This is a genomic window from Rhodanobacter caeni (assembly GCF_039523575.1).
In the GTDB taxonomy this organism is placed as follows: domain Bacteria; phylum Pseudomonadota; class Gammaproteobacteria; order Xanthomonadales; family Rhodanobacteraceae; genus Rhodanobacter; species Rhodanobacter caeni.
Genome location: NZ_BAAAFO010000002.1, coordinates 54,480 through 81,039 on the forward strand (window position 1 = coordinate 54,480; position 26,560 = coordinate 81,039).

Sequence of the window (26,560 nt, forward strand, 5' to 3'; positions counted from 1 at the left end):
CGGCAGTGTGCGATGGACGCCGCCGCGCTTCAATGCGTGGCGTCGAGCGCCAGCCATTCGCCCTCGAACGCGAACGCGGCCGGGCCGGTCATCCACAGCGGCTGGCCGGGGCCGGCCCAGTCGATCTGCAGCGCGCCGCCAGGCAGGTCCACCGTCACCGAAGCATCGACCTCGCCGCGCGCGCGCAGCACCGCCATGGCGGCGCAGGCGCCGGTGCCGCAGGCCAGCGTCCAGCCGGCGCCGCGCTCGTGCACGCGCAGGCGCAGGTGGCCGCGATCGACTGCCTGCACGAAACCGGCGTTGACGCCTTCGGCAAAGCGCGGATGGACGGACAGCAGCGGGCCGAGGCGCTCCAGCGCGCTCGCGTGCAGGTCGGACACCGGGATCACCGCGTGCGGGTTGCCCATCGACACCGCGCCGATGCGCAGCGCCTCGCCATCGGCGTCGATGACGTAGTCGGCGGCCACGCCATCGGCCTGGAAAGGGAGCCGCGCGGGATCGAACTGCGGCTCGCCCATGTCGACGGTGACGCGGTGCGGATCGAGCACGCGGATGGTCACCGCGCCGGAGGGACTTTCGATGCGCACCTCCTCGCCCAACGCCAGCGCGCCAGCGCGATGCAGCCAGGCCGCCACGCAGCGCACGCCGTTGCCGCACTGGCCCGAGGGCGTGCCGTCGGCGTTCCAGATGCCGTAGTAGAACGCGCAGGTGGGGTCGCGCGCCGGTTCCACGCTCAGCAACTGGTCGAAGCCGACGCCGGTGTGGCGGTCGGCCAGCGCGCGGATCTGCGCCGCATCCAGCGCGAACGGCTGGCGGCGGCAATCGAGCAGCACGAAGTCATTGCCGATGCCGTGCATCTTGGAAAACGCCAGGGACATGGTCGCGCTCAAGGCTGGGTGGCGGGAAGCGCGGCCGTGCTGGCCGGCGCGGGTGCCGCGGGTGCCGGCGCGCTGGCCGGCTTGGGCGGCGGCATCACCAGCGGGCCCTTCAGTCCGCAGCCGGCCAGCGCGGCGGCGGCGAGGCAGAGGGGCAACAGCAGGAGGGATCGGCGCATGTCGGTATCCGGAAAGGCGGTGGAAGGCGCCTCGGCGCCAGACTCGCGGCAGTATAGCGAGCCGCCCACGGCACCGGCCCGCTGCCGTCGTGGCCGCTGCCGCTATCATGGCCGACTGCATTCGCGCATCGCGCGCGACGAGGAAACCACGATGGAATGGAGCACATGGCTGCGCCTGCCGATGACCGTGCTGCTGGTGCTGGCGGCGATCTTTGCCCTGGCCACGCTGGTGCAACTGGTGATGGTGCGCCAGCGATTGCACGGCGGCCGCCCATTCGCAGCCAGCGGGCGGGCGCTGCTGTGCCTGCTGTTCTTCGCGCTGACCGTGCTGCTGGGCGGCATGGGCTACGCGCTGCGCGGCTACCGGCTGCTGGCGCAGGAAAGCCCGGTGGTGGACATCGACGCGCGCATCCTGTCGCCGCAGCGCTGGGCGCTGACGCTGACATGGCCCGACGGCAGCACGCGGCAGGTGCAGTTGGCCGGTGACGACTGGCGGGTGGAAGCGGTAGTGCTGAAGTGGAAACTGCCGGCGCTGCTCAGCGGCCTGCCGCCGCTGTACCGGCTCGATCGGTTGTCCGGCCGCTACGACGACCCGGAGCAGGAAGCCACCGCGCCGCGCACGGTGATCAGCTTTCGCCCCACCGATGGCTTCGACCTGCTGAGCCTGAAGCGCAGCCATCCGCAATGGCTGCCCGAGGTGGACACCGTGTTCGGCAGCGGCGCGTACCTGCCGCTGGTGGATGAGGGGCATTACAGCGTCAGCTTGATGCGCACCGGTGCGCTGGTGGCGCGGCCGGATGAGGCCACCGCAGCGCGCATCGCCAGCCCGCTGTAGGCCTCAAAAACTTGCTTCCCCCGCTTGCGGGGGAAGCTGCCCGAAGGGCTGATGGGGGCGCTTTTCGTTCCTGCAGGAAAGCAGATCAAGAGCGCCCTCTTCCGCCTTACGTGCCGCTCCTGTGGCACGCCCTTCGGGCCGGCTTCGCCGTTCGCTTCGGCATCCTGCCTTCGCAGTCGGGCACCTTCTCCCGCAAGCGGGAGAAGGGAAAGTGCGCCCCCATCCGCCCTGTCGGGCACCTCCCCCGCAAGCGGGGGAAGGAATCTCGCTCTAGAACGTGCCGCGCTGGATGAACGGAACCTTGGCGTAGAGGCGGCGCTCGGCGCCGCGCGGGTCGTCGGCCTGGCGGATGGCGGTGTCGAACAGCATGGTTTGCCGGCGGGCCAGCGAATAGTTGTCCCACCGCGGCAAGCCCTTGTGGTTGGGATCGCCGTGGCGGGCCAGCGCCAGCAGTGCGTCGCTCATCGCGTCGGCCATGCGCGTGGCGTCGGCGCTGCTGCCGGTACGTGAGCCCGGTTGCTGCGGGTTGTGGAAGACCAGCGGGATGTCCAGGGTGTGGAAGGCGCGCAGCCTGGCGGCGTCGCCGTGGCGGTCGTACCAGTCCAGCTCGTACGCCCAGGTGGGCGCGCCTTGCCGCGCGCGGACTTCCAGTTCCTCCACGGCGCCGCGCCAGGAGCGGCCGGCGGTGGTGGCGGCGAAGAACACCTCCGATGGCGTGTAGTCGGGGTACAGGCGGCGGTATTCGGCGATCACCACGGACGGCAGCAGGTCCACGTATTGCTGTTTTTCCAGCCTGGCGGGCAGGTCGTCCCAGGTCAGGTCGAAGTTGGCCGGGTCGTGACCGAGGAAGGCGCGCGTTTCGTCGTGGGTGTTGCCGATGACCATCGGGATGCCGGCCGATTGCGCCGGCGCCTCGGGCCAGAACGGATGCGATGGCAACACGTGCGAATCCAGCACCGGCCCGAGGTACAGGCCAGTGCTTTCCATGCGCGAGGGGTCGCGGATCTTCATCGCCTGCAGCAGCTTTTCCATCGGCGTGCGGCGCAGGGCGTCGGCATCGGCCTGGAAGTGATCCAGCACCAGCTGCGCGCGCTGGCTGGCGGCGCGCGGGCCGGCGGCGGTGACCTGCTGGCCGCTCATGGTCCAGGCGCGGTGGAACAGGCCCTTCGCTTCCGGCATCGCCATCAGGGTGGCGATCTTGGCGCCGCCGCCGGACTGGCCGAACACGGTGACCTTGCCCGCGTCGCCACCGAATTCGGCGGCGTGCTGCTGCACCCACTGCAAGGCCTGGATCAGGTCGAGCTGGCCCACGTTGCCGGAATCGGCGAACACCTCACCGCCGAGCTGGGCCAGGTACAGATAGCCGAACAGGTTGAGCCGGTGGTTGATGGTGATCACCACCACGTCGCCGCGCTGGCACAGGTGCGTGCCGTCGTACAGCGGATCGCTGCCGGAGCCGTTGCTGAAGGCGCCGCCGTGGATATACACCAGCACCGGGCGCTTGCCGCCATCGCGCAGGGCGGGCGTCCACACGTTGAGGTACAGGCAATCCTCGCTGCCCGGCCCTTCGGCGCTGGTTTGCGGCGCGGCGAGGCCGTAGTCGAGGGCGTCGCGCACGCCGCGCCATGGCAACTCCTGCACGGCGCGTTGGAACCGGCGCGGCGCGGTGTCGGCGCCATAGGGGATGCCGCGAAACACGTGGATGCCCTGCTCCCGTTGCCCCGCGACGCGGCCGCTGCGCAGGCGGGCGACCGGGCTGGATCTGCGGCTGCCCGAACCGGCCATGGCGAAGCTCGGCAAGGCGAGGGCCAGCGAGCCGAAGGCGCCGGCGCGCAAGAAGTGACGGCGTTGGGGGTCGATCGGCGCGGTGCTCATGGCGAAGCCTTCTGCGGTTGCGTGGCGATCCAGTCCAGCGCCAGCCGTGGCCAGGCGGCGGTGGTCAGGCCGTGCGTGCCGCGCACGCCGAAACCGTGGCCGCCGCGGGGAAACAGGTGCATTTCGGTGGGCACGCCCGCGCGCAACAGGGCGCGGTAGAACTGCAGCGCGTTGCCTACCGGCACGGCCGGGTCGTCCTGCGCGTGGACCAGGAAGGTGGGTGGTGTGTCGGGGCGCACCTGGTATTGCATCGAGTACTGGCGCAGCAGCTGCGCATCAGGATGCGGGCCCAGCAGCCGATCGCGCGAACCGCCGTGCGTGTCCGGCCCGGCCATGTCGATCACCGGGTAGATCAGCAGCTCGAAATCCGGCCGCGCGCTGACTTGGTCGATGGCATCGGTGGCCGGGTAGACGGCCTTGTCGAAACCGGTGCCCAGCCGCGCGGCCAGGTGGCCGCCGGCGGAAAAGCCCATCACCCCGATCCGGTGCGCATCGAGCTGCCATTGCGCCGCGCGGCTGCGGATCAGGCGCAGCGCACGCTGCGCATCGGCCAGCGCCGCTTCACGGTCGGCGCGGCCCTCGCCGGGCAGGCGGTAGCGCAGCACGAACAGGGTGACGCCGCCCTGCTCGACGAAGGCCGGCACCATCGCCGAGCCCTCCTTGTCCAGCACCACCCGCTGGTAGCCGCCGCCCGGCGTCACCAGCAGGCCGACGCCGTTCGGTCGGGTCGGTCGGTAGACGACCAGGTACGGCTTGCTGACGTGGGTGACGTAGCGGTCCGGCAGCGCCGGATTGGCGCTGCGCTCGACGAGCTGCAGCGGCCGGTCGAGCGCCTTGTCTCCCGGTGCCAATCCGCCCGGCCACAGGCCGATCCGATCGGCCGAACCGGGCGCCGGCTCGCCGTCGGCGGCGGCGGCCGCCAGCGGCGTGGATACGCCAAGAAACATCATGAATGCCAGGACAAACAGTCGCTTGTGCCAATGCGATGGGGACATGTGCGGCTCCGTGGTGGGCGGGGATGGGCCCGTTTTGTGCGCTGCCTATTGCCAGATGACACCGGTTGACCATATATAGCAATCACCGTATTGTCGATGGGCAGTGCAGCAACCATCAGGAGAGTCACTTGAGCAACGAGCAAGGTCACCGGAACGCGACCGTTTCCGCCTGGGAAGACATTGCCCACCGATTCGTGGAAGCGCGGCGCGCCGGTCGATCACTGCCGGATTTCCCCGGCGAGATCCCGCCGGATCTGGTCAGCGCCTACCAGGTGCAGGACCTGGCCATCGCCCAGTGGGACGACGCGGTAGTGGGATGGAAGATCGGCTACATCGCCGCCGATCGCCGCGATGTTTCCGGCGACGAGCGTCTGCTGGGCCCCATATTCCGTCGCAATCTCTGGAATGCCACCGGTGCCATCGTGGACATTCCGGTGTTTTCCGGCGCGGGTGGTTTTGCCGCGGTGGAAGCGGAATACGTGCTGCAGCTGGAAGCGGACGCCCCGGCCGACAAGCTGGACTGGACGCCCGAGGAAGCGGGGCTGCTGCCCACCCGGCTGCATGTCGGCGTGGAAGTGGCCAGCAGCCCGCTGGCCACGATCAACCAGCTGGGCCCGCGGGTGGTGGTGTCCGATTTCGGCAACAACAACGGCCTGGTGCTGGGGCCGGAAATCGATGACTGGACGACGTGTGACGAATCCAGGCTCACCGCGCGCACCGAGATCGACGGCGTGGTGGTGGGCACCGGCGGCGCAGCCAACCTGCCGGGCGGCTTGCGCGGGGCGTTCGCCTTCGCGCTGCGCCGCTCCGCGCTGCGCGGGCGGCCGCTGAAAAAAGGCGACCTGATCGCCACCGGCAACGCCACCGGCATCCATGACATCGCGGTGGGCCAGCTGGCGCTGATCGATTTCGGCAGTGCCAAGATTGTCTGTCGCGCCACGCCCAGCCCGGCGGGCTGAGCCACCAGACCATGCAGGGGAGGGGCACATGATCACACGCCGCGGTTTTCTCGGTGCCGGCCTGGGCACGCTGGCCGCCTCCGCCCTGGCCGCCTGTTCCAGCGGCGCCTCGGCCGGCATGGGTGGCAAGGACAGTGCCGGCGGCCAGCTGTTGACCGCGTCGGATGTGCATGTCGCCAACTACCCCACCGTGACCGCGGTGGACTGGATCGGCAGGGAGCTGCAGCGCCAGACCGACGGCCGCCTGCGCCTGCGCATGTACCACTCCGGCCAGCTCGGCCGCGAGTCGGAGGCGATCGACATGGCGCGCTTCGGCGCCATCGACATCACCCGCGTGTATTCGGGCGCCTTGAACAACGCCTTTCCGCTGACCCAGGCCCTGTGCCTGCCCTACGTTTTCGACTCGGTGGCGCACATGCGCCATGCGCTGGACGGCGGCGTCGCCGATGCCGTGCTGCGCGGTTTCGAGAGCCGCGACCTGGTGGGCCTGGCCATCTACGACTCGGGCACGCGCAACTTCTACAACACCAAGCACCCGATCGTGGAGCCGCGCGACCTGCACGGCCTGAAGCTGCGCGTGGCGCGCTCGGACATCTTCCTGGAGCTGATCCGCCTGTTCGGCGCCAACCCCACGCCGATGTCGCTGGGCGACACGTTCTCCGGGCTGGAGACGCACATGATCGATGGCGCCGAGAACAACATGCTCAGCTTCCAGTCCAGCCGCCACTACGAGTCGGCGCGCTACTGGTCGGAAACCGAGCACTCCTACGCGCCGGACATCCTGCTGATGTCGCGGCGCAACTTCGAGAAGCTGACGCCGTCCGATCGCGAGCTGCTGGTGGACCTGGGCCGCCGCTCGGTCGGCGTGATGCGCCAGCAGTGGGATGCCACCGAAGGCAAGGCACGGCAGACGGTGCTGGCGCACGGCGTGAAAGCCAACGCGGTGGACATGGCCGCGTTCCGCAAGGCGGCCGACCCGCTGCTGCAGGAGTACCTGCAACAGCCCGACGTTGCCGGGATCTACCGCCGCATCCGCGAATTCTCCTGAGGGGCTGGCACCCATGTCCGACACCGACGACCGCACGATCACGACCGGCCCGCAACGATGGCTGGATGTCCTGGCCAGCGTGGCCCTCCATCTCGCCGCGCTGGCCATGCTGGGCCTGGTGGCCGTGCAGGGCTGGCAGGTGTTTGCCCGCTACGTCATCAACGATTCGCCCGGCTGGACCGAGCCGCTGACGATCCTGCTGCTGAGCACGGCGATGAGCCTGGGCGCCGCCGCGGCCGTGCACGGCAACCGGCATTTCGGCTTCTTTCTGCTGGCCGGCGTGCTCGGCCCGCGGCTGAAGTGCGCGCTGGGCGTAGTGGTGGAGGTAGTGGTCGCCACCATCGGCGCGGTGCTGGCCTGGTGGGGCTGGATGCTGTGGATGGATGGCGTGCATATCAAGACGGCCGGCGCGGATTTCCCGCAGAGCATCAACTACCTGCCGCTCTGCATCGGCGGCGCGCTGATGCTGGTGTTTGCGATCAATCGCCTGCTGCTGGCCTTGCGCCCCACGACCATTGAAGGGGAGCACTGAGTCATGGGCATCGCGATGCTTTTCATCGTCTTCGGCGTGCTGCTGGTGCTGGGCGTGCCGGTGGCGTTCTCGCTGGCCGCGGCAGCGCTGGCCACGCTGTGGTACCTGGATCTGCCAGCGGTGGTGCTGGTGCAGCAGATCGGCGCCGGGATCGGCACGGCGTCGCTGGTGGCCATTCCGCTGTTCATTTTCGCGGGCGAGATCATGATGCGCGGCGGCATCTCCGAGCGCCTGATCGCGTTTGCCGCCTCGCTGGTGGGGCGCCTGCGCGGCGGCCTGGGGCAGGTGTCGATCCTGTCCTCGCTGTTTTTCGGCGGCGTCTCCGGCTCGGCCATCGCCGATGTGTCGGCGGTGGGCGGCACCATGATTCCGCAGATGGTCAAGCGCGGTTACGACCGGGATTTCGCGGTCAACGTCAGCATCACGGCGGCGCTGGTGGCGCTGGTGGTGCCGCCCTCGCACAACCTGATCCTGTTCTCGGCGGCCGCGGGCGGCAGCATTTCCATCACCGATCTGTTCGCCGCCGGCATCCTCCCCGCGCTGCTGATGACCGTCGTGCTGATGGTGACCGGCTACTGCGTGGCGCGCCGGCGCGGCTACGGCGTGGAAGCATTCCCCGGCTTTCGCAAGGTGGCGAAGCTGCTGATCGCGGCGCTGCCCGGGCTGGGCCTGGTGGCGTTGATCTTCATCGGCATCCGCGCCGGCATTTTCACCGCGGTGGAGTCGGCGGCAATCGCGGTGGTCTACGCGCTGTTCGTCACCGGCGTGCTGTATCGCAATTTCAGTTTCCGCGGCTTCCTGGACACCGTGGTGCACGCGGCGCAGGGCACCGGCGTGATCCTGTTCGTGATCGCCACGGCAGCGGTGTTCGGCTGGTTGCTGGCCTACCTGCAGGTGCCGGTGGCGATGGTGAACTTCCTGGGCATGATCGCCCACGACCAGACCACCGTGCTGCTGATGATCGTGGTGCTGCTGCTGATCCTGGGCACGTTCATGGATCTGGCGCCGATGATCCTGATCTGCACACCGATTTTTTTGCCGGTGGTGAAGGCCTACGGCATCGATCCGGTGCACTTCGCGATGGTGCTGGTGATCAGCGGCGGCATCGGCCTGGTGACGCCGCCGGTGGGCTCGGTGCTGTTCATCGGCACGGCCATCGGCAAGATCAGCATCGCCGAGTCGATGCGGACGATCTGGCCGTTCTGGCTGGCCGCCGTGGCCGGGCTGCTGGTGGTGACCTTCTTCCCGCAGCTGTCGCTGTGGCTGCCGGCGCTGATGCGGCACTGACGGTTCGAGTACGCCATGAATCCACGATCCGTCACCCGGTTACTCCCCAGCCACGGACGGCTTTTTGATACGACGTGCCGACGGCTGCTGATGCTGGCCGCCTGCATGATGATGGCCGGCCCCGCGCTGAGCGCCGACGCCGCGCAGCCCTCGAAGCGCGGCATCGAGCACCAGCGCATGGCCGACCTGGGCGATGGCCGCTTCCTCAACCCGGTGCTGTCCGGCGATCACCCCGATCCGTCCGTGCTCAAGGACGGCAAGGATTACTACCTCACGCTGTCCTCGTTCGACGCCTATCCGGGCCTGCCGATCTGGCATTCGCGCGACCTGGTGAACTGGCAGCCGCTGGGCCACGCCATCCGCACCGACGTGGGCGCGATCTGGGCGCCGGACCTGGTCAAGGTCAAGGGCCGCTACTACATCTACTTCGCCGCGCGCACCGCGGAAAAGCGCGGCAATTACGTGGTCTGGGCCGACGCCATCGACGGCCCGTGGAGCGAGCCGGTGAGCCTGGGCCTGCCCCGCCACATCGATCCCGGCCACGCGGTGGGCGAGGACGGCAAGCGCTACCTGTTCCTGTCCGGCGGCGACTACGTGCAACTGGCCGACGACGGCCTCAGCGTGGTCGGCACGCCGAAGCACGTCTACGACGGCTGGCACTACCCGGAAAGCTGGGACGTGGAGAGCTATTCGCAGGAAGGCCCGAAGATCAGCCGGCACGATGGCTGGTTCTACATGACCACCGCGGTGGGCGGCACCGCCGGCCCGCCGACCGGGCACATGGTGATCAGCGCGCGCTCGCGCTCCATCCACGGGCCCTGGCAGAACTCGCCGTACAACCCCATCGTGCGCACCGCCAGCCGCGACGAGCCGTGGTGGTCGCGCGGCCACGCCACCCTCGTCGAAGGCACCGACGGTCGCGACTGGATGGTCTACCACGGCTACGAAAACGGCTATTACACGCTGGGCCGGCAGATGTTGCTGGATCCGATCGCGTGGACGGCCGACGGCTGGTTCAAGGCCACGGGCGGCGATCTGGGCCAGCCGCTGGCCAAGCCGGCCGGCGAGACGCTACCGCATGGCATGGCGTTGTCGGACAAGTTCAACGGCGACCGGCTGGGCCCGCAATGGGCGTTCTTCAAGCCCGGCCCGGATGAGTACCGGCGCCTGTCCTTCAAGGACGGCGACCTGACCTTGCAGGGCAAGGGCCACTCCCCGCGCGACAGCGCGCCGCTGACGGTCATCGCCGGCGACCGCGCCTACGAGTTCGAAGTGGAGATGGAGATCGCCCCCGGCGCCACCGGCGGCGCGCTGCTGTTCTACAGCGACCGCCTGTATGCCGGCGTGGGCAGCAACGGCGAGCAGTTCGTCCTGCACCGCTACGGCCTGGACCGCCCCGCGTCGCTCCCGCCCAGCCGCAAGGGCGGAAAACTGTGGTTGCGGGTCACCAACAACCGCAACATCCTGACCGTACATACCTCGCAGGATGGCCAGCACTGGCAGAAGTATCCCGTGCAAATGGACGTCTCGGGTTACCATCACAACGTGGCCGGTGGCTTCCTGGCCCTGAAACCGGCGATCTACGCGGCCGGCAACGGGGCTGTGACCTTCCACCATTTCCGTTACCGCGCGCTGGACTGAAACCCCCAGGTTGAACGGCCCGCGCAGAAGGATTCCAAAGGATTCCCTTGAGCAAGAAGGCCGATTCCAAAACCGTGACGATCAACGACATCGCACGGCTGTCGGGCGTCTCCAAGAAAACCGTGTCGCGCATCATCAACAACTCGCCGCTGGTGCGCAAAGACACCCGCGACAAGGTCGAGGCGTTGATGCGCGAAGTCGGTTACGCGCCCGACCCGCTGGCGCGCGGGCTGGCGTTCCGGCGCTCGTTCCTGATCGGCATGGTCTACGACAACCCCACCGCGCAATACGTGGTGGACATGCAGTACGGCGCGCTCGACGCGTTGCGCGGGTCCAGCTTCGAGCTGGTGGTGCACCCCTGCGATTCGCGCAGCGCCGACTACATCGACGGCGTGCGCCGGTTCGCGCAACAGCACAAGCTGCACGGCGTGATCCTGGTGCCGCGCGCCTCCGAGGACCAGGCCCTGGTCGAGATGCTGAGGGACATCGACTGCCGCTACGTGCGCATCGCTGCCGTGCCGATGGACGACAGCTCGCAGATGGTGATCACCCACGATCGCGACGGCGCGGCGGAAGCGGCCGACTACCTGCTCTCGCTGGGCCACCGCGACGTGGCCCTGATCACCGGCCCCGTGGCCTACCGCTCCACGCTGGAGCGTACCGCCGGCTTCCTCGACGCCTTGCGCAAGCGCGGCATCAGCGTGCCGGACGAGCGCGTGGTCGAGGCAGGCTACACCTTCGAATCCGGCCTGGCGGCGGCCGAAAAACTGCTGCTGGGCGAGCACCGCCCCACCGCGATCTTCACCGGCAACGACGAAATGGCCGCGGGCGTCTACAAGGTCGCCTTGCGCGCCGGCATCGACATTCCGCGCGAGCTGTCGGTGATCGGCTACGACGACAGCTCGCTGGCCTCGCGCCTGTCGCCCTCGCTGACCTCGGTGCGCCGCAACACCCGCGACACCGGGCGTACCGCCGCCGCCATGCTGCTCCAGCCCGAAGGCCAGGGGCCATTGGCCTCCGCCAGCGTCAGGCCGCACGTGGTCGTTCGCGACTCCTGCCAGCCGCCGCAGCGCTGAGGTTCTGCACTTCCTTCCCCCGCCTGCGGGGGAAGGTGCCCGAAGGGCGGAAGGGGGCCATCCCCCTCGAGCGCGACCTATAGAGCGCGCTTTTCGTTTAGCGTGGAAAAGCCAGCAGCAGCGCGGCTTTGCCGCGCGCCCCCATCCGCCTTCGGCACCTTCCCCCGCAGGCGGGGGAAGGAAGTGGCTGGGCTGGATGGTCTATGGGCACCGGCTTTCCCGACTGACAAAGATCCGGACGACCTGCTTTTCTCAGGAAATGACACCGGTTACCAAAATGGGCATAATGATCCGCAGCCACCGCATGACGGGAGCCCAAACCGTCGCGTGCGCATCCGGCCACTCGACCACAAAAACTGGCGAATACGGCCGTCTTCCCAACCCCCGTACACCGTTCGGAGAGAAGAACACCATGACGAATCCATTCAGTCTCGAAGGCAAGGTCGCCTTGGTAACCGGTGCCAATACCGGGCTGGGCCAGGGGATCGCGGTGGCGCTGGCTGCCGCCGGCGCCGATATTGCCGGCGCCGGCATCGTGCCGGCCGAGGAGACCGGCGAGAAGGTGCGGGCGCTGGGGCGCCGGTTCGTCAACATCGACGCCAACCTGGTCAGCATCGAGCCGGTCGACCGCATCGTGGCCGAGGCCATCGAAGGGCTGGGGCGGCTGGACATCCTGGTCAACAACGCCGGCCTGATCCGCCGCGCCGATGCGGTGGACTTCAGCGAGAAGGACTGGGACGACGTGATGAACGTCAACATCAAGTCCGCCTTCTTCATGAGCCAGGCCGCGGGCAAGCACTTCATCGCGCAGGGCGGCGGCAAGATCATCAACATCGCCTCGATGCTGTCGTTCCAGGGCGGCGTGCGGGTGCCTTCCTATACCGCCTCCAAGAGCGGCATTGCCGGCATCACCCGGTTGCTGGCCAACGAGTGGGCCGACAAGGGCGTCAACATCAACGCCATCGCGCCGGGCTACATGGCCACCGACAACACCGCCCAGTTGCGCGCCGACGCGGACCGCAGCAAAGCCATCCTGGACCGCATCCCGGCCGGGCGCTGGGGCAAGCCGGAGGACCTGGGCGGCGCCGCCGTGTTCCTGGCCTCGCGCGCCGCCGACTACGTCAATGGCGCGGTGATCCCCGTCGATGGCGGGTGGCTGGCGCGCTGAGAAGGACCCAACCGCAGTCATCCCAGCGAATGCTGGAAGCGCTTTACAACAGCCGAAGGCTGGTCATCCAGCGCCTTGAGGGCTTTTGAACAAGCCAAAGACACTGGATTCCAGCGTTCGCTGGAATGACGGGAAAAAACCAGGATCGAAGACCGTTCCGCTTACCTCTGCATCCCCTTTCGAACCCAAGGAGTCACCCATGAAAATCGCCTTGATGATGGAGTTCAGCCAGGCCCCCAAGAACCCGATCGTGCTCGAGCAGCTGCAGGCAGTGGCCGCGGCGCAGGGCCACGAGGTGTTCAACGTGGGCATGGATGGCGAAAACGACCATCGCCTCACCTACATCCACCTGGGCATCTGCGGCGCGTTGATGCTCAATTCCGGCGCGGCCGATTTCGTGGTCAGCGGTTGCGGCACCGGCCAGGGCGCGATGATGTCGCTCAACGCCTGGCCGGGCGTGTACTGCGGCTACTGCATCGAGCCCACCGACGCGTTCCTGTTTGCCCAGGTCAACAATGGCAACGCACTGTCGCTGCCCTATGCCAAGGGCTTCGGCTGGGGCGGCGAGATCAACGTGCGCTACATCTTCGAGAAGGCGTTCGACGGCGAGCGCGGCCAGGGTTACCCGGCCTCGGGCCGTCAGTCGCAGCAGACCAATGCCGGCATCCTGGCGGCGGTGAAGCGTGGCGCGGCGAAGGACCTGGTCGAGGGCCTGAAGTCGATCGACCCGGAACTGGTGAAGCACGCGGTCAGCGGCGAGCGTTTCCAGAAGGCGTTCTTCGGCAACGCGACGGACGAGAAACTGCGCGCCTACGTCGGCAGCGTGCTGGGCAGGTAAGCGCGGACGGATTTTCTGCCGCAAGGAGCACAGCGGCTCTCACGTCCGGTCGGGTGTGGGAGCCGTTTTCTTTTCATCGCACGCTGACGCATCAGCGGAGGTGATTTGCATGAAAGCGCTTTATGTCTGGATCGCGCTGGGCTTGGCATTTGCCGCGCCCGCGATCGCCTTGCCGGCTGCCGAAACTCCCACCATACCGCTGACCGCGTTCCGCCTGCCCGATGATTACGCCCGACTGATCGACGCTCCGCTGCAGGCCAGCCTCGATCCAGGCATCCGGATTGCGGGCCTGAGCAGCGGGGAATTTCGCGGCTTTCCCGCATGGCTGGTGCAAACGCCCCACGCCACGGCGGCCATCAGCGTATTCGGCGGTCAGCTGCTTTCGTACGTACCCAAGGGTGGCCAGGACGTGTTGTGGCTGTCGCCGCTGACCGAACGCCAGCCGAATCCGATCCGTGGCGGTACGCCCGTGTGCTGGCCGTACTTCGCCAAGATGGGCCAGGCTGGCGACATGCCGTCGCACGGGTTGGTGCGCACCACGGCATGGCGCGTGCGCGAGGCCCGACGTGAGCGCGACGGCACCGTGGTACTGCAGCTGTCCCCTCCGGCGCTCGACGGACTGCCGTTGCGCCTGACCATGACGCTGCGCATCGGCCGCACGCTGTCGCAGACGCTGGTGACCGAAAACGTCGGCGACGAGCCGGCGGCATTCACCGAAGCCCTGCACAACTATTTTCGTGTCGGCGACGTGCGCAAGGTGGCCGTATCCGGCCTGGACGGGCTGACCTATCTGGACAAGAAGGATGCCGGCCGCGCCCACCGGCAACACGGCGACTGGCGGTTGCTGCCGCCCGGATACAGCGACCGCATCTACACCCGCGCCACCGGACCCTACGTGCTGCACGACCCGGGCCTTCGCCGCAGCATTCGCATCACCACCCGCGGCAGCCGCTCGGCCGTGGTGTGGAATGCCGGCGAACAAGCCGCGCGCGGGATCGACGATATCGGCGCCGGCTGGAACCATTACCTCGCCGTGGAAACCGCCAACGTGGCGCCCGACGCGGTCCTGCTTCAGCCGGGTGAGCGGCATGAGCTTCAACAGGTGATTGAGGTCGATGCCCTGAAGTAACTCGTGGACGACTTTGCTTTCACGCCCGTCATCCCAGCGAAAGCTGGGATCCAGTGCCTTGAGGGCTTTTGAACAAGCCAAGGCGCTGGATTCCAGCTTTCGCTGGAATGACGGTTGGAGAGTTCGAGGTCAACCGGAGCACCTAGGCGGCGGCCACTCGGCAGCTGCCTTCGCAATTACTCCAGCGGCAATTGGTTATTGAGTCGGGTGACTTCAGCGGCATCGCCCTGCTGCGACACCTGCACGCTGGCGCCGTCACGCTTGAAGCCCTGCGGCAGATTCAGTTCGACCTCGACGGTCTTGGGCAGCAGATCCAGCGGCGCCGGCAGGGCCGGGATGGCTACGCGCGCGACCTCGCGCCCGCTGGCATCCATGACCACCGCCTGGCCAGGCAGCGTCGCCACATGGCCGAGGCTGTGCACGGTGAGCTTCAACGTTTGGCCGTCCAGACGCAGATCACCGCGACCGATGCCGAGATCGGCGCGTGTGGCTACCGGCGTCCCAGCCTTGATGCGTTCGAACTCGAATACCTGGGTTTGCCGAGGCGGGAAGCGCAGCGTGGTGCTGGCGCTGGTTTCCAGTGGTACGTCGTGCTGCGCGGGCTTGCCGTCGATCCTGCCGTCGCCGTCGCGGTCGATGCCGCTGCGGATGCGCCAGGTGCCCGGATCGAGGTTCCAGCCGGTCATGCGCGCCTCCAGCGGCTGGTCGGCCAGGTTGTAGGCGGTGACCGTGAAACGGTCGCGCGAAGGCGCGTTGACCAGCAGCGCCACCTGCTCGGCGGCGTCGGGCCGGTCGAAGCGCCAGCTCACGGTGTTGCCGGGGTAGCTCTGGTTGCGCTTCAGCGCGATGCCGCCCAGGCGTACGCGCTGCAGCAGTTCGCTGGGCGCCTCGACGCGATCGCTCCACCAGTGGCCCTCGGTCATCATGTATTCGTGCTGGGCCTTGTCCTGGATGCCGGCGCCGAACAGCTGCTCCAGATATTGCTTGTCACCGGTGAGCTGCCACGCCACCACGCTGGGGAAGCCGACCTTGCCGGCCTTGGCTTCATCGACGAGCTGCTTGCCCCAGTCGCCCTGGCGGCCCAGCACGTCGATGAAGTTTTCGCCCAGGTTGGCGATCGCGTTCGGACCGCCGCGCACGACGCGATAGTCCAGCGCCTTGAGGTAGCTGGCGTCGCCGCTCCAGCGCCACGCCGCCCAGAACAGGTGCATCAGGTCGCCGGCGCCGGAGCCCTGGTTGAGCTCGCCACCGCGGGTCTTGTCGGTGGACCACTGGATCTCGTTGGGCAGCGCCCAGCGGCCCTTGTCGTCGGTATAGGCGTGCGCCAGGTAGCCGTCGGCCAGGCCGGTGACCAGTGCGCGGCCGGTGGGGTCGGCGTTGTACACGCCCAGCAGGAAGGCCGGATGCAGGATCGGGAACGAGTACGGTTTCTGCCACTGCCAGTTCGGGTCGCGGTAGATCTTGTTGCCGCCGAACCAGTCGGTGGAAAAGTGCAGATGGCCGGCAGGATTGCGCAGGATGATGCGCTCATGCAGCGCCTTCACCGTCGCCATGAGGCGTTCGACGGTGAGCGGATCGCCCCAGTTGAGGTAGAGCATTTCCGAGTCGGCGTTGATGCCCTCCTCGTAGGAGTGCAGCTCGTCGGTCTCGATGGTGCTGAGGCCGTTGGAGAACATGCCGTTCTTGTAGACGGCGTCGGACAGCGCGGTCAGCGAGGCGTTGATGCGGTCAGGCTGCACGCCCATCAACGCCAGCCCTGGCCATTGCTGGGTGAGGTCGGTGTCGTCGGAGATGCCGCCGCCGAAGTCGCCGTAGGCGATCTGGCGATTGTCGATCCACCAGTCGACGAAGCGGCGCACGTACTTCAGATCCTCCACCTGGCGGAACGCCCACAGCGGCACGCCGGCCGGCGGCTCGGGCTGCACGAACGGCGGCAGACCCTGGCTGTTGTAGCTGATGTCGTTCCAGTACATGCGGCCCTGCTGGTGCTCCGGGTCTACCCGCAGCAGGTCGCTGATGTCGGCGTAGAGGCGGTCGTACAGGCGCTGGCGGCGCGAGGTGGTGTGCTCCTCGACCATGAAACCCCAGTTGTCGCGCACCTGGTTGAAGCGGTCGGTCACGTGCTCCTTGATCGCCTGCTGGCGCTCCTTGAACACCAGGCGGATCTCGGCGCCGTTCAACGACGCGGCGTTGAAGCCGGGCGCGGCCGAGGCGATGGAAAGCCACAGGCTGTCGGCGGTGAGGATGCGGTCGCGCAGGTCCAGCCACAGCGTGCGCTTCTGCCCCGGCTTCACCGATACCGACACGTCGATCATGTCGCGGCCCGGCCAGATCGGGTCCTTGATGCGGATGTCGAGCGGGATCACCTTGCCGTCGGGGCCGGTGTGCGTGGATGGCAGGTCGAGCGCGGGCAGGTCGATGGCGATGCCGTCCAGCCCGTCGTGCATGTTTTCCCAGCTGTAAGCCCAGCTGCGGATCAGCGGCTGCGCGGCCGGCGCGCTGCCGATGCCCGAGGGAATCAGTACCTGCACGATCGGCAGCGGATGCGCCGGCAGGCTGTCGGTGCCGCGCGGACGCGAGCCCGCGCCCTTGGGCAGCGCGATCACCGTGCTGCGCTCGTCCGGCGCGAATCGGCCGTCGATGTATTCGCGCAGGCTTTCGAGATTGGTGTAGTCGGGCAACGCGTTGCTGTCGACGATGTAGCGCTGCTTGACCGTGCCCGCCGGCTCGGCCGCGTCGCTGACGTCGTAGCCCCAGATTTCCTGGATCGGGGTTTCCTGCGCCACGTTGGTGAAGCGCAGCGTGCCGCCGGTTTGCGTGGGGAACGTGTTGACGCTGCGCACCACGCCTTCGGGGCGAGTGAACAAGCTGCCGGCGCTGCCGGACAAGGTGCCGTAGGCGGCGCCGCGGATCTCGATGCGGTTGATCGCTTCGCCCGCGGGGATGGTCAGGTCCAGCGTCTTGCCGCCGTCGACGTAGGTGTTCCAGTCCGGCAGGGTGAAGTAGTCGTGGCGGCCGGGCAGGCGCGAGCGGTTGTAGACGCCGGGCCAGGTGGTTTCGGCGATGCCGTCGGTGCCCTTCCACATCCACTGCTTGTGGTCGCGCACGTCGGCGAATTCCACCTTGCGGATGCTCGTCACGGGCGCGGTCAACGCCGGCGGCGGCGCACCGTCCCAGCCGTAGCGATGCCACCAGGCGTGTTGCGACGTATGGGTTTCCGCGCCGGTTTTCGGCTCGCCATGACGCGCCAGCACAGCGACGTCCTTGGCGTCGAGCATGTGGTCGTACACGCGGATGTCGTCGACATCGCTGCCGCGCAGGAAGTTGTAGCGGCTCTGCACCTGGTAGGGCGCCATCACCCGGCCGGCCAGGCCGAGCTGGTCCAGTGCCGCGTCGTAGTCGCCCGTGGTTTCGGCGCGCGCCACCTGCTTGCCGTCGACGAACAGGGTTACGCCCTTGTCCTCATCCCAGCCAAAGGCCAGGTGCAGCCACTGTTTCGGGTCCGGGTTCTTGTCGAGCTTGAACGAGACCCGGGTGCGGGCCAGGTTGGCGTCGGTGACGAAGGCGTCGAAGCCGTGGCCGTTCCAGTCGATGCGCAGCCAGACCATGTCCCAACTGCTGTGGTCGGCATAGCCGACGCGGAAGATCACGAACGGCGCCTCGCCCACCGGGTAGCGCGAGCGCCAGAAGAAGGAAAGCGTGCCGCGCTCGGCGCGGATGTTGCCCGGCGCATTCCACGACAGCACGCCGTCGTCCTGCCACTGGATGGCCTGGCCGATGGCGCCGTCGGCGACCAGGCTGACCTTGTCCTTGAAGTTGGGAACGGCGTCGCCTTCGGCATGGTCGGCGGTGAAGCCGTGATCGGCCGAGACGTGGAACAGCAGCTGCGGCGAAGTGGGCTGCGCCGAGGCCGACAGGGCGGCGAATGCGCCCGCCAGCATCAGCAGGTAACGCGAGCAGCGGTTGAATCGTGGTGTCATCGTGCATCCCCGGCAACATGCGCGGAATGCCGTCTCGCACACGGTGAAAAGTGGGCGACACCTGCGACGGGCACAAGTGTCGCCCCTTGGGACAGCACCCGGCCTCGCGGCCGGGATTTCGAACAGCGTCAGAGCTTGTAGCGGAAGCCCACAAGATACACGCGGCCGGTCTTGCTGTAGTCCAGCGGCAGTTGCGAGCCGGCGCCGACCCAGGTCTGGGACGGCTCGTTGGTGAGGTTGGTCCCTTCCAGGCTCAGTTCCATCTGGTCGTTGAGCTTGTAGCGCAGCGAGGCGTCCACGAAGGTGCTGCCGCTCTGGCCATGGACGTCGTCGGTGAAGCCCTGCTCGGTACCCGGCACCTGGATCAGGTAGTCGTCGCGGTTGGTGGCCGAGACGCGGCCGGAGAAGCGGTCGCCCTGGTAGAACAACGTGGCGCTCCAGGAGTGTCGCGACAGGCCGGTCAGATCCGTCTTCAGCGAGTTGTCACCCTTGCTGGTCATGTACTGGATCTTCGAGTCGACGAAGGTGTAGTTCAGCTGCGCACCGAAGTTGCTGAACTTGCCGGGCAGGAAGGTGAACGTCTGCACGTAGTTCGCTTCGGCGCCCTTGAGTGCGCCTCCGGGCGTGTTGATCGGCACCTGGAACGAGAAGTCGTCGGTGGGGCTGGCGCCCAGGTCGATCGCCACACTGTCGGGCAGGCCGCTGGTGTTGAACGCGCGCCGCTCGTTGGTGTTCTGCGCGAAGCTGTCGATGTCCTTGTAGAACAGGCCGACGCTGAGCAGCGATGCTTCGTTGAAGTACCACTCGGCGGCAAAGTCGTAGGTCTTGGCGCGGATCGGGTCGAGGTTGGGGTTGCCGCCCTTGACCGTGCGCGCACCGCCGCTGACGCTGACGGTGACGCCCGGCGTGAGGCTGCCCAGGCCCGGTCGCGCCATCACCTTGGCGGCGCCGAAGCGCAGCAGGAAGTCCGGCGTCAGCTCGGCCACCAGGTTCAGCGAGGGCAGCGTGTCGGTGTAGTCGCGCTTGGCTTCGACCGGGGTGTTTTCGCCATTGAGGACGGCGACGCCGTGCGAGCTCTGGCTGGTCTTGACGTAACGCACGCCCAGGTTGCCCGACACCGGGATCGCGCCCACGTTGAAGGTGAATTCGCCCATCAGCCAGCCGCCGCGGTCCTTCTCGGTGACGCTGCGGTCGCTGGCCGCGTACGGGCTCAGCGCGAACGTGCCCTGGCCGCTGAAGATGTTGAAATGATCGGCGATGCCGCCAAAGTCCGGCACCACCCAGGTGCCCGGCGAGCCGGAGATACCCTTCAGGTTGACCTGGTCGATCAGGTCGGTGGGCACCACCGTGGTGCCGTCGGCGAAGGTGGGCACGATCGCCTCGTTGGCGGTGCGGCGCGCCTCCGTCGATTCGAAACTGTAGTTCTTGGCCAGCACGCCGCCGCGCAGCGTGAAGGCGTTCGACAGGCGCCAGTTGAAGTTGAGCTCGCCGCTATGGAAGTCGTTGTCGACGGTGGACTGGCGCATGCGGATGGTGGAGAGGTTCCAGCCGGTCGGATCGGTGGGGCTGATGCCGTAGTCGATCACCGGCGCCCACTTGTTGCCGCGGTAGTCGTAGCTGTAGTTGTCGACATTGCGCTTGTCCATCATCACCGTGGTCTGCACCGGGTTGTCGTGATTGGACGCGGAGGTGCCGACCTTGCCGTCGATCGAGAAGTCGTCGGAGAAGCTGTGCTTGCCGGTCAGGGAGAGCTGCTTGAACACCGTGGACCATTCGTCGTGGCGGTTTTCCGCGCGCACGTCCACGTTGTCGAAGTTGCCGTACAGCAGGCCGCCGGTGGCGGCGTCGACGTAGCCGTCGTTGACGATGGTCTCGGGCTTGCCGGTGAACGAGGTGCCGTCCGGCAGCTTGGTCACGTTGCGGCTGAACGAGATGGCTTCGATGTAGTGCTCGTCGCGCTCGGCGTCGATCTTGGAATACATCGCATCCAGGGTGAACAAGGTGTCGTCGCTGGGCTTCCACTGCAGCGAGCCGGTGACGCCCAGGCGCTTCTGGTCGTGCAGCATCTGCGTGTAGCGCGGGAAGCGCGGCGTGTAGACGTCGCTGCGCAGCGCGTCGGTGAAGGGCGAGCTCTCGTCGAACCCGCCATTGCTGGGGCCATTGGCCCAGCGACCGCTGCCGGTACCTTCTTCCAGCGTGTGCTTCTCGGAGTAAGCCACCGAGAGCAAGGCGCCAAAGCTGCCGTCGGCCCAGGTGTTGGCGATCAGGCCGGACACGCGGGGGTCGGTCTTGTTGGACATGCTGCCGTAGCTGGCCTCGGTATTGGCCGCCAGCGTGAAGCCGTCATAGTCGAACGGGTGCGCCGTGTTCAGATCGACCGTGGCGCCCAGCGAGCCCTCTTCCACATCGGCCGACGCGGTCTTGTGCACGATCATGCTGGAGAACAGGTCGGCGGCGAAGACGTTGAAATCGAAGCCGCGGCTGCGGTTGGTGCCGCCGCTCTGATCGCTGCTGCCGACGGTGGTCAGCGCCTCCATCCCGTTGATACGCACGCGGGTGAAATCCGGACCCAGGCCGCGCACCGTGATGTTGCGGCCCTCGCCGGCATCGCGGGTGATGACCACGCCAGGGATGCGCTGCAGCGACTCGGCCAGGTTCAGGTCCGGAAACTTGCCCACGTCCTCGGCCATGATCGCGTCGACCATGCCCAGCTCGCCGCGCTTGACGTCCAGCGCCTTGACGACGCTGGCGCGGTAGCCGGTAACGGTCACCGAGGTGAGCGAGGTCACGTCCTTGTCGGCGGCGGCGCTCGGCGCCGCGCTGTCCTGGCTGGACAAGGTGGTGTCCTGGGCCATGACCGCGCCCGCCTGCAAGGCCAGACCGATCGCCAACGCAAGCGCGGTAACCGGTGTCTTTTTCTGGCTGTCGAATAGATTCATGTGTTCCCCTCCCGAAGGTTGCCCCGTTATCTGGCCACGCGACCTGGCCGCGCGACATGTGAACCGCAAAATGACACCGCTAGTCATCCGGGAACGTAACAGCTCCCCCCGGGCATCGCATCTTGCATTGCAGCAGAGCGTGAAAATGCGCGATAAGCACATTCAACACAGCAGGTTACGCGCATCCGTGATGGTAGCGGTAACACCGCGGCGCGCAGATGACACCGGTGAACATCCGTCTGTGCCACCATGCTCCCATCATCCGTCAAAGGGGAGACCTCCATGAGTTCCAGTGTGCTGTGTTTCGGCGAACTGTTGCTGCGCCTGGGCGCGCCGGGCAGGCAACTGCTGCTGCAGACCCCGTCGCTCGACGTGCATGTCGGTGGCGCGGAAGCCAATGTCGGCGCGGCGCTGGCGCACTTCGGCCACGAGGTGGCGATGGCCAGCGTGGTGGCCGACAATCCGTTGGGCCATGCGGCCCTGGGCGAGTTGCGCCGCCACGGCGTGGACACCGGCCACGTGCGGTGCAGCGCGGGTCGCATGGGGCTGTACTTCATGACCGCCGGCGCCGGCCTGCGTCCGGGCGAGGTGGTGTACGACCGCGCCGACTCGGCGTTTGCCACGGCGCCCGCCGACAGCTACGACTGGCCGACGTTGTTGCAGGGCGTGCGGTGGCTGCACCTGTCCGGCATCAGTCCGGCGCTGGGCCCGCAGGCGGCGCAGGCGACCCTGGCCGCGGCGCGGGCCGCCTGCGGCATGGGCGTCAAGGTGTCGTTCGATGGCAATTTCCGCCCACGCCTGTGGCAGCGCTGGGGTGGCGACGCGGCGGCGATCCTGCGCGACCTGTTCGCCTGCGCGCATATCGTGTTTGCCGACCATCGCGACATCGGCGTGGTGCTCGGTGGCGAATTCGCCCAGGGCGATGCGCAGGCGCGCGTGGATGCGGCGGCGGCGATGGCGTTCGCGGCGTTTCCCCGCCTGCAATATATGGCCTGCACCCAGCGCACGGCGCACAACGCTGGCCGCTATTCGCTGGGCGCGATGCTGCTGGGCCGCGACGGCACCCGCGCGCTGGCACCCGTGCGCGAGCTGGACGGCATCGTCGACCGCATCGGCAGCGGCGACGCCTTCGCCGCCGGCGTGCTGCACGGCCTGATGGAAGGTTTCGACAGCGAGACCACGATCCGTTTCGGCCTGGCCGCCGGCTGCCTGAAACATGCGATTCCCGGCGACTTCTGCCCCGTCGGCGTGGCCGAGGTGATGATGCTGATGGATGAGGGAACGCTGGACGTGCGGCGCTGACACAAATTTCGGCCGCAACCGCTCACGCAGTTTCCGCCGCCGCGCTTGTCAGCGACCGCTCGTAGCGCCAGCCATCGGCACCGTCGTCGTAGTAGGCCGCCAGATGGCCGATACGGCGGTACCCCAGGTGCTCGTAGAGGTGGATCGCGGCGAGGTTGTCGGCACGCACCTCCAACCGCAGGACGCGGCAACCCCGGGCGCGGGCGGCCGCCTCGACCGCCGCCATCAATGCGGAGGCGACGCCCTTGCCGCGCGCCTCGGCGGCGGTGGCGAGGGAATACAGGCGCGCCACCGCGCTGCCCTTGCGGAAGAAGACCACGGCGGCTCCCGCCAGCGACGGGCGGGAACCGTCGACCACCAGCACCAGCGCCGAGGCGCTGGCCAGGTGCCGCCGGTATTGCCTACGGCTGAGCCGATCGCTGTCGAAGACGCCTTGTTCCAGCGCCACCAGGGCATCGAGATCGGCGGCTTCGGCACGGCGGACAGGGCGGTGGGAAGGTATGGAGGTTGGCACGTTACGGCGCGACGGTTGGGGAGGCCTGCAGTGTAGGGTAGAAGCAAAAGCGCCCTCTTCCGCCTTCGGCACCTTCTCCCGCAAGCGGGAGAAGGAAGCGGCCGGATCCCTCGAAACAACCAGCGGCGACAGGGCGTACGGCAACACTCCCGAACCCATTTACCCACCCTTCAGCGCCCGCCCTTGTACGCCATCGACGCTGTGCCAAACTGCGCGCTTTGCGCCAGCCGGCCGCCTGTCACCGGGCTCGCCGCCGAAGTCGAACATCGCCCGAGTGGTGCCATGGCCCGTTTGGTCATCGTTGTGGAAAAGGCCTCCGACTGGGGCTCGTACTACCCGTCCGTCGATGTCATGAGCGCGATGGATTACCTGCGCCAGCCGGTGGCCGCCGACGACGAGCGCACCCACGTCATCAACCTCTGCCGCAGCTACAAATACCTGGGCACCGGCTACTACGTGTCGCTGCTGGCCGAGGCGCGCGGGCACAAGGTGATGCCGTCGGTGCGCACGGTGAACGACCTGCGCCGACGCTCGCTGTACGGCCTGGACATGGTCGACCTCAACCAGAAGCTGACCCACTTCCTGCCCGCCGGCGGGCGCGACACCACCGACTTCGGCATCCTGGTCTACTTCGGCGAAACCGCTTATCCCACCTTGCAGGACCTGGCACGGCAGGTGTTCGAGATGTTCCCCTGCCCGCTGCTGCGGATCGAGTTCGAGCGCGATCGCGTGTGGCAGGTCAGCTCGATCAAGCCGGTGGGCCTGCACACGCTGGACGACGCGCAGGAGGATGCCTTCGCGCAGGAGCTGGACCGCTTCTCGCGAAAGCTTTGGCGCAAGCCGCGCGCGCGCAAGCTGTACCGCTACGACATCGCCATGCTGGTCGACCCGAAAGAGGCGATGCCGCCGTCGAACAAGCGCGCGCTGAAATCGTTCGTCGCCGCCGGGCGCGAGCTCGGCATCGAGGTCGACCCGATCGACAAGAACGACTACCAGCGCCTGGCCGAGTACGACGGCCTGTTCATCCGCGAAACCACCGCCTCGGACAACCACACCTACCGCTTCGCCCACCGCGCGGAAAGGGAAGGCATGGTGGTGATCGACGACCCCACCTCGATCCTCCGCTGCACCAACAAGATCTTCCTCAAGGACCTGATGGTGTCGCGCAAGCTGGCGGTGCCGCGCACCGAGATCCTCTACCGCGACGACGCCAAGGGCACCCACGAGGTGGTGGAGCGGCTGGGCTTTCCGCTGGTGCTGAAGATTCCCGATGGTTCGTTTTCGCGCGGCGTTGTGAAGGTGGAGAACGAGCAGGCGCTGGCCGAGGCGGCGGGGCGGCTGTTCCAGCACAGCGCGCTGGTGCTGGCGCAGGAATACGTCTACACCGAGTTCGACTGGCGCATCGGCGTGCTCAACCGCGAGCCGCTGTACGCCTGCAAATACTTCATGTCACGCGGCCACTGGCAGATCTACAACCACGGCGCCAAGGGCACGGCCAGAAGCGGCGGCTTCGAGACGATCGCGGTCGCCGACGCGCCGTCCGAGGTGGTCAAGCTGGCCCTGAAGGCCACCCACGCGATCGGCAACGGGCTTTACGGCGTCGACCTGAAACAGGTCGGCAGCAAGCCGGTGGTGATCGAGGTGAACGACAACCCGTCGATCGACGCCGGCGTGGAGGACGCGCACCTGGGCGATGAGCTGTACCTGCGGATCATGCGCGAATTCCTGCGCCGGATGGAGCACAAGCGCCAGGGCGGCAGCCGTTGATCAATGCCATGCCACGCCATGGTTGACACGGCGGCGACGGCGCACCACCCGTTGCAGCAACACCGGCTCCAGCCCCAGCAGCGCAACGACGGGCGCGCCGACCAGCCAGAACAACGGCGTCCAGCCCAGCAACGCGGTATGCGCCGGCACCAGCGTGGTCAGCAACAGCAACGCGCCGGCGAACAGCCAGAGCACGGCGACGGCGCACAGCCGCGGATGATGCGGGAAAGTTGAAGCATGGCGCATGGCGGACTCCGTTCGAGGATGGATGCCCGCAGCTTGCAGCCCGCCCATCTCAGGGACTGCGACGCCGCACAACGCGTTTCGCCCGTCATTCCAGCGCAAGCTGGAATCCAATGCCTTCATGCCGCTACCGAAGCCAAAGACCGAGGCGCCAGACGACGGCTTGGGCTTTTGCGATTCCCGATTCCCGATTCCCGATTCCCGATTCCCGGCCCAGTAGAATGCCCCCAGTCATCCTCAGGGAATCCGCATGCCAGCCGCCCAGTTCGCCGTGTTCGGCCACCCCATCAGCCACAGCCTGTCGCCGCAGATCCACCACGCCTTTGGCCAGCAGTTCGGCATCGAGCTGGAGTACCGCGCCATCGACGCCGCGCCCGAGACGTTTGCCGAAGCCGTGCGGCGGTTTTTCCTCGATGGCGGTCGCGGCGCCAACGTCACCCTGCCGCACAAGGCCGCCGCGTTTGCGCTGGCGAACGAGCGCAGCGCATCGGCGATCCGCGTGGGCAGCGCCAACGTGCTGACCCTGCAGCGCGACGGCACGCTGGCCGCGCACAACACCGATGGCGACGGCATGGTGCGCGACATCACCGAGCGCCACGGCACCGACCTGCGCGGTCACACCGCCCTGCTGCTGGGCGCCGGCGGCGCCGCCCGCGGCGTGGCCTGGCATCTGCTGGACGCGGGCGTGGCCACGCTGACCATTGTCAACCGCTCGCCGGAAGCGGCCGACGCGCTGGCCGACGCCATCGGCGATCCCGCGCGGGCGCACACCCGCTATTGGCACGACCTGGCCGACATCGGCAGCTTCGACCTGATCGTCAACGCCACCTCCGCCGGCGTGCTGGGCAGCGCGCTGCAACTGCCGTTTTCGCTGGTCGGCGCGCGGGCGCTGTGCTACGACCTGTCCTACGGTGCGGCGGCCGGCAGCTTTCTGGCCTGGGCGAAAACCGCCGGCGCCCGCTACGCCTTCGACGGCCTGGGCATGCTGGTGGAAACGGCCGCCGACGCGTTCGAGCTGTGGCACGGCAAGCGGCCGGATACCGACCCGGTCTACCACGCGCTGCGCCAGCAGTTCGGCTGATGGACGCGCTGGCCTGCCGCAGCGGCTGCGGCGCCTGCTGCATCGCCCCGTCGATCAGCTCGCCGATCCCCGGCATGCCGCAGGGCAAACCCGCCGGCGTGCGCTGCGTGCAATTGACCGCCGACAACCGCTGCGCGATTTTCGGCCGCGCCGAGCGTCCCGCGGTGTGCGCCCGCCTGCGCGCGGAACCTGAAATGTGCGGCCATGATCGCCGCCACGCGCTGGCCTGGCTGACGCAACTGGAAGCGGTGACCGCAGGCCCGTACGCAGGCCCGTAGGACGGGGCGGCAGACAGAC

At 67.8% G+C, this 26,560-nt stretch carries 22 protein-coding genes; 14 read left to right on the top strand and 8 right to left on the bottom strand.

The window, feature by feature from the left end; translation table 11 throughout:
• Nucleotides 1-29 precede the first annotated feature (29 nt).
• Entirely contained in the window at nucleotides 30-878 is an 849-nt protein-coding gene (gene dapF, locus ABD017_RS04820) for a diaminopimelate epimerase (protein ID WP_343880750.1), read from the bottom strand.
• A gap of 8 nt (nucleotides 879-886) precedes the next feature.
• Nucleotides 887-1,054 (bottom strand): LPS translocon maturation chaperone LptM, encoded by a 168-nt coding sequence (gene lptM / locus ABD017_RS04825; protein ID WP_343880752.1) that lies wholly within the window; start codon nucleotides 1,052-1,054, stop codon nucleotides 887-889.
• 151 nt (nucleotides 1,055-1,205) lie between these two features.
• Between lptM and ABD017_RS04830 the strand changes: the two genes are divergently transcribed.
• The gene (locus ABD017_RS04830; protein ID WP_343882160.1) at nucleotides 1,206-1,889 is read left to right on the top strand and encodes a hypothetical protein; all 684 of its coding nucleotides are present in this window, start codon (nucleotides 1,206-1,208) and stop codon (nucleotides 1,887-1,889) included.
• Nucleotides 1,890-2,159: 270 nt separating this feature from the next.
• Here ABD017_RS04830 and ABD017_RS04835 read toward each other — a convergent pair whose 3' ends face one another.
• Together ABD017_RS04835 and ABD017_RS04840 are read right to left on the bottom strand one after the other, a co-directional pair.
• The gene (locus ABD017_RS04835) at nucleotides 2,160-3,764 is read right to left on the bottom strand and encodes a carboxylesterase/lipase family protein (protein WP_343880754.1); all 1,605 of its coding nucleotides are present in this window, start codon (nucleotides 3,762-3,764) and stop codon (nucleotides 2,160-2,162) included.
• Nucleotides 3,761-4,759: an alpha/beta hydrolase gene (locus ABD017_RS04840; protein ID WP_343880756.1), complete on the bottom strand. Its 999-nt coding sequence runs from the start codon at nucleotides 4,757-4,759 to the stop codon at nucleotides 3,761-3,763. The genes ABD017_RS04835 and ABD017_RS04840 overlap by 4 nt, the downstream gene beginning before the upstream one ends.
• Nucleotides 4,760-4,887: 128 nt before the next feature.
• Between ABD017_RS04840 and ABD017_RS04845 the strand changes: the two genes are divergently transcribed.
• From ABD017_RS04845 to ABD017_RS04885, 9 genes are all read left to right on the top strand, one after another.
• A complete protein-coding gene (locus tag ABD017_RS04845) occupies nucleotides 4,888-5,718 on the top strand; it encodes a 2-keto-4-pentenoate hydratase (protein ID WP_343880758.1) in 831 nt (276 codons plus the stop codon).
• A gap of 28 nt (nucleotides 5,719-5,746) precedes the next feature.
• Nucleotides 5,747-6,766, top strand: coding sequence for a TRAP transporter substrate-binding protein (locus ABD017_RS04850; RefSeq protein WP_343880760.1), 1,020 nt, complete (start codon nucleotides 5,747-5,749; stop codon nucleotides 6,764-6,766).
• Between the two features lie 13 nt (nucleotides 6,767-6,779).
• On the top strand, nucleotides 6,780-7,298 hold the full coding sequence (locus ABD017_RS04855; protein WP_343880762.1) for a TRAP transporter small permease: 519 nt from the start codon (nucleotides 6,780-6,782) through the stop codon (nucleotides 7,296-7,298).
• Nucleotides 7,299-7,301: 3 nt separating this feature from the next.
• Complete coding sequence (locus ABD017_RS04860) at nucleotides 7,302-8,585, top strand: TRAP transporter large permease (RefSeq protein ID WP_343880764.1); 1,284 nt, start codon at nucleotides 7,302-7,304, stop codon at nucleotides 8,583-8,585.
• Between the two features lie 111 nt (nucleotides 8,586-8,696).
• Nucleotides 8,697-10,226, top strand: coding sequence for a family 43 glycosylhydrolase (locus tag ABD017_RS04865; protein ID WP_425543692.1), 1,530 nt, complete (start codon nucleotides 8,697-8,699; stop codon nucleotides 10,224-10,226).
• Between the two features lie 47 nt (nucleotides 10,227-10,273).
• Nucleotides 10,274-11,302 (top strand): LacI family DNA-binding transcriptional regulator, encoded by a 1,029-nt coding sequence (locus ABD017_RS04870; RefSeq protein ID WP_343880766.1) that lies wholly within the window; start codon nucleotides 10,274-10,276, stop codon nucleotides 11,300-11,302.
• 412 nt (nucleotides 11,303-11,714) lie between these two features.
• On the top strand, nucleotides 11,715-12,470 hold the full coding sequence (gene kduD / locus ABD017_RS04875) for a 2-dehydro-3-deoxy-D-gluconate 5-dehydrogenase KduD (RefSeq protein WP_343880768.1): 756 nt from the start codon (nucleotides 11,715-11,717) through the stop codon (nucleotides 12,468-12,470).
• Nucleotides 12,471-12,669: 199 nt separating this feature from the next.
• Entirely contained in the window at nucleotides 12,670-13,308 is a 639-nt protein-coding gene (locus tag ABD017_RS04880; RefSeq protein ID WP_343880769.1) for an RpiB/LacA/LacB family sugar-phosphate isomerase, read from the top strand.
• 109 nt (nucleotides 13,309-13,417) lie between these two features.
• A complete protein-coding gene (locus tag ABD017_RS04885; RefSeq protein WP_425543665.1) occupies nucleotides 13,418-14,437 on the top strand; it encodes a D-hexose-6-phosphate mutarotase in 1,020 nt (339 codons plus the stop codon).
• Nucleotides 14,438-14,613: 176 nt separating this feature from the next.
• Here ABD017_RS04885 and ABD017_RS04890 read toward each other — a convergent pair whose 3' ends face one another.
• Together ABD017_RS04890 and ABD017_RS04895 are read right to left on the bottom strand one after the other, a co-directional pair.
• Entirely contained in the window at nucleotides 14,614-18,417 is a 3,804-nt protein-coding gene (locus ABD017_RS04890; protein WP_425543666.1) for a LamG-like jellyroll fold domain-containing protein, read from the bottom strand.
• A gap of 128 nt (nucleotides 18,418-18,545) precedes the next feature.
• Nucleotides 18,546-21,356, bottom strand: a complete 2,811-nt coding sequence (locus ABD017_RS04895) for a TonB-dependent receptor (protein ID WP_343880770.1) — start codon at nucleotides 21,354-21,356, stop codon at nucleotides 18,546-18,548.
• A 282-nt stretch (nucleotides 21,357-21,638) separates the two neighbouring features.
• Between ABD017_RS04895 and ABD017_RS04900 the strand changes: the two genes are divergently transcribed.
• Entirely contained in the window at nucleotides 21,639-22,658 is a 1,020-nt protein-coding gene (locus tag ABD017_RS04900) for a sugar kinase (protein WP_343880771.1), read from the top strand.
• 22 nt (nucleotides 22,659-22,680) lie between these two features.
• Here ABD017_RS04900 and ABD017_RS04905 read toward each other — a convergent pair whose 3' ends face one another.
• On the bottom strand, nucleotides 22,681-23,172 hold the full coding sequence (locus ABD017_RS04905; protein WP_343880773.1) for a GNAT family N-acetyltransferase: 492 nt from the start codon (nucleotides 23,170-23,172) through the stop codon (nucleotides 22,681-22,683).
• Nucleotides 23,173-23,454: 282 nt separating this feature from the next.
• Between ABD017_RS04905 and ABD017_RS04910 the strand changes: the two genes are divergently transcribed.
• Nucleotides 23,455-24,939 (top strand): RimK family protein, encoded by a 1,485-nt coding sequence (locus ABD017_RS04910; protein WP_343880775.1) that lies wholly within the window; start codon nucleotides 23,455-23,457, stop codon nucleotides 24,937-24,939.
• Here ABD017_RS04910 and ABD017_RS04915 read toward each other — a convergent pair whose 3' ends face one another.
• Nucleotides 24,940-25,185 (bottom strand): hypothetical protein, encoded by a 246-nt coding sequence (locus ABD017_RS04915; RefSeq protein ID WP_343880777.1) that lies wholly within the window; start codon nucleotides 25,183-25,185, stop codon nucleotides 24,940-24,942.
• A gap of 247 nt (nucleotides 25,186-25,432) precedes the next feature.
• Between ABD017_RS04915 and aroE the strand changes: the two genes are divergently transcribed.
• Both aroE and ABD017_RS04925 read left to right on the top strand, forming a co-directional pair.
• Nucleotides 25,433-26,263, top strand: coding sequence for a shikimate dehydrogenase (gene aroE / locus ABD017_RS04920; RefSeq protein ID WP_343880779.1), 831 nt, complete (start codon nucleotides 25,433-25,435; stop codon nucleotides 26,261-26,263).
• Nucleotides 26,263-26,541, top strand: a complete 279-nt coding sequence (locus tag ABD017_RS04925) for a YkgJ family cysteine cluster protein (RefSeq protein ID WP_425543667.1) — start codon at nucleotides 26,263-26,265, stop codon at nucleotides 26,539-26,541. The genes aroE and ABD017_RS04925 overlap by 1 nt, the downstream gene beginning before the upstream one ends.
• Nucleotides 26,542-26,560 lie beyond the last annotated feature (19 nt).

Coding starts and splice junctions, on each gene's coding strand:
- dapF (WP_343880750.1), bottom strand. CDS start 878: ATGTCCCTGGCGTTTTCCAAGATGCACGGCATCGGCAATGACTTCGTG.
- lptM (WP_343880752.1), bottom strand. CDS start 1,054: ATGCGCCGATCCCTCCTGCTGTTGCCCCTCTGCCTCGCCGCCGCCGCG.
- ABD017_RS04830 (WP_343882160.1), top strand. CDS start 1,206: ATGGAATGGAGCACATGGCTGCGCCTGCCGATGACCGTGCTGCTGGTG.
- ABD017_RS04835 (WP_343880754.1), bottom strand. CDS start 3,764: ATGAGCACCGCGCCGATCGACCCCCAACGCCGTCACTTCTTGCGCGCC.
- ABD017_RS04840 (WP_343880756.1), bottom strand. CDS start 4,759: ATGTCCCCATCGCATTGGCACAAGCGACTGTTTGTCCTGGCATTCATG.
- ABD017_RS04850 (WP_343880760.1), top strand. CDS start 5,747: ATGATCACACGCCGCGGTTTTCTCGGTGCCGGCCTGGGCACGCTGGCC.
- ABD017_RS04855 (WP_343880762.1), top strand. CDS start 6,780: ATGTCCGACACCGACGACCGCACGATCACGACCGGCCCGCAACGATGG.
- ABD017_RS04860 (WP_343880764.1), top strand. CDS start 7,302: ATGGGCATCGCGATGCTTTTCATCGTCTTCGGCGTGCTGCTGGTGCTG.
- ABD017_RS04865 (WP_425543692.1), top strand. CDS start 8,697: ATGGCCGGCCCCGCGCTGAGCGCCGACGCCGCGCAGCCCTCGAAGCGC.
- kduD (WP_343880768.1), top strand. CDS start 11,715: ATGACGAATCCATTCAGTCTCGAAGGCAAGGTCGCCTTGGTAACCGGT.
- ABD017_RS04880 (WP_343880769.1), top strand. CDS start 12,670: ATGAAAATCGCCTTGATGATGGAGTTCAGCCAGGCCCCCAAGAACCCG.
- ABD017_RS04885 (WP_425543665.1), top strand. CDS start 13,418: ATGAAAGCGCTTTATGTCTGGATCGCGCTGGGCTTGGCATTTGCCGCG.
- ABD017_RS04890 (WP_425543666.1), bottom strand. CDS start 18,417: ATGACACCACGATTCAACCGCTGCTCGCGTTACCTGCTGATGCTGGCG.
- ABD017_RS04895 (WP_343880770.1), bottom strand. CDS start 21,356: ATGAATCTATTCGACAGCCAGAAAAAGACACCGGTTACCGCGCTTGCG.
- ABD017_RS04900 (WP_343880771.1), top strand. CDS start 21,639: ATGAGTTCCAGTGTGCTGTGTTTCGGCGAACTGTTGCTGCGCCTGGGC.
- ABD017_RS04910 (WP_343880775.1), top strand. CDS start 23,455: ATGGCCCGTTTGGTCATCGTTGTGGAAAAGGCCTCCGACTGGGGCTCG.
- ABD017_RS04915 (WP_343880777.1), bottom strand. CDS start 25,185: ATGCGCCATGCTTCAACTTTCCCGCATCATCCGCGGCTGTGCGCCGTC.
- aroE (WP_343880779.1), top strand. CDS start 25,433: ATGCCAGCCGCCCAGTTCGCCGTGTTCGGCCACCCCATCAGCCACAGC.
- ABD017_RS04925 (WP_425543667.1), top strand. CDS start 26,263: ATGGACGCGCTGGCCTGCCGCAGCGGCTGCGGCGCCTGCTGCATCGCC.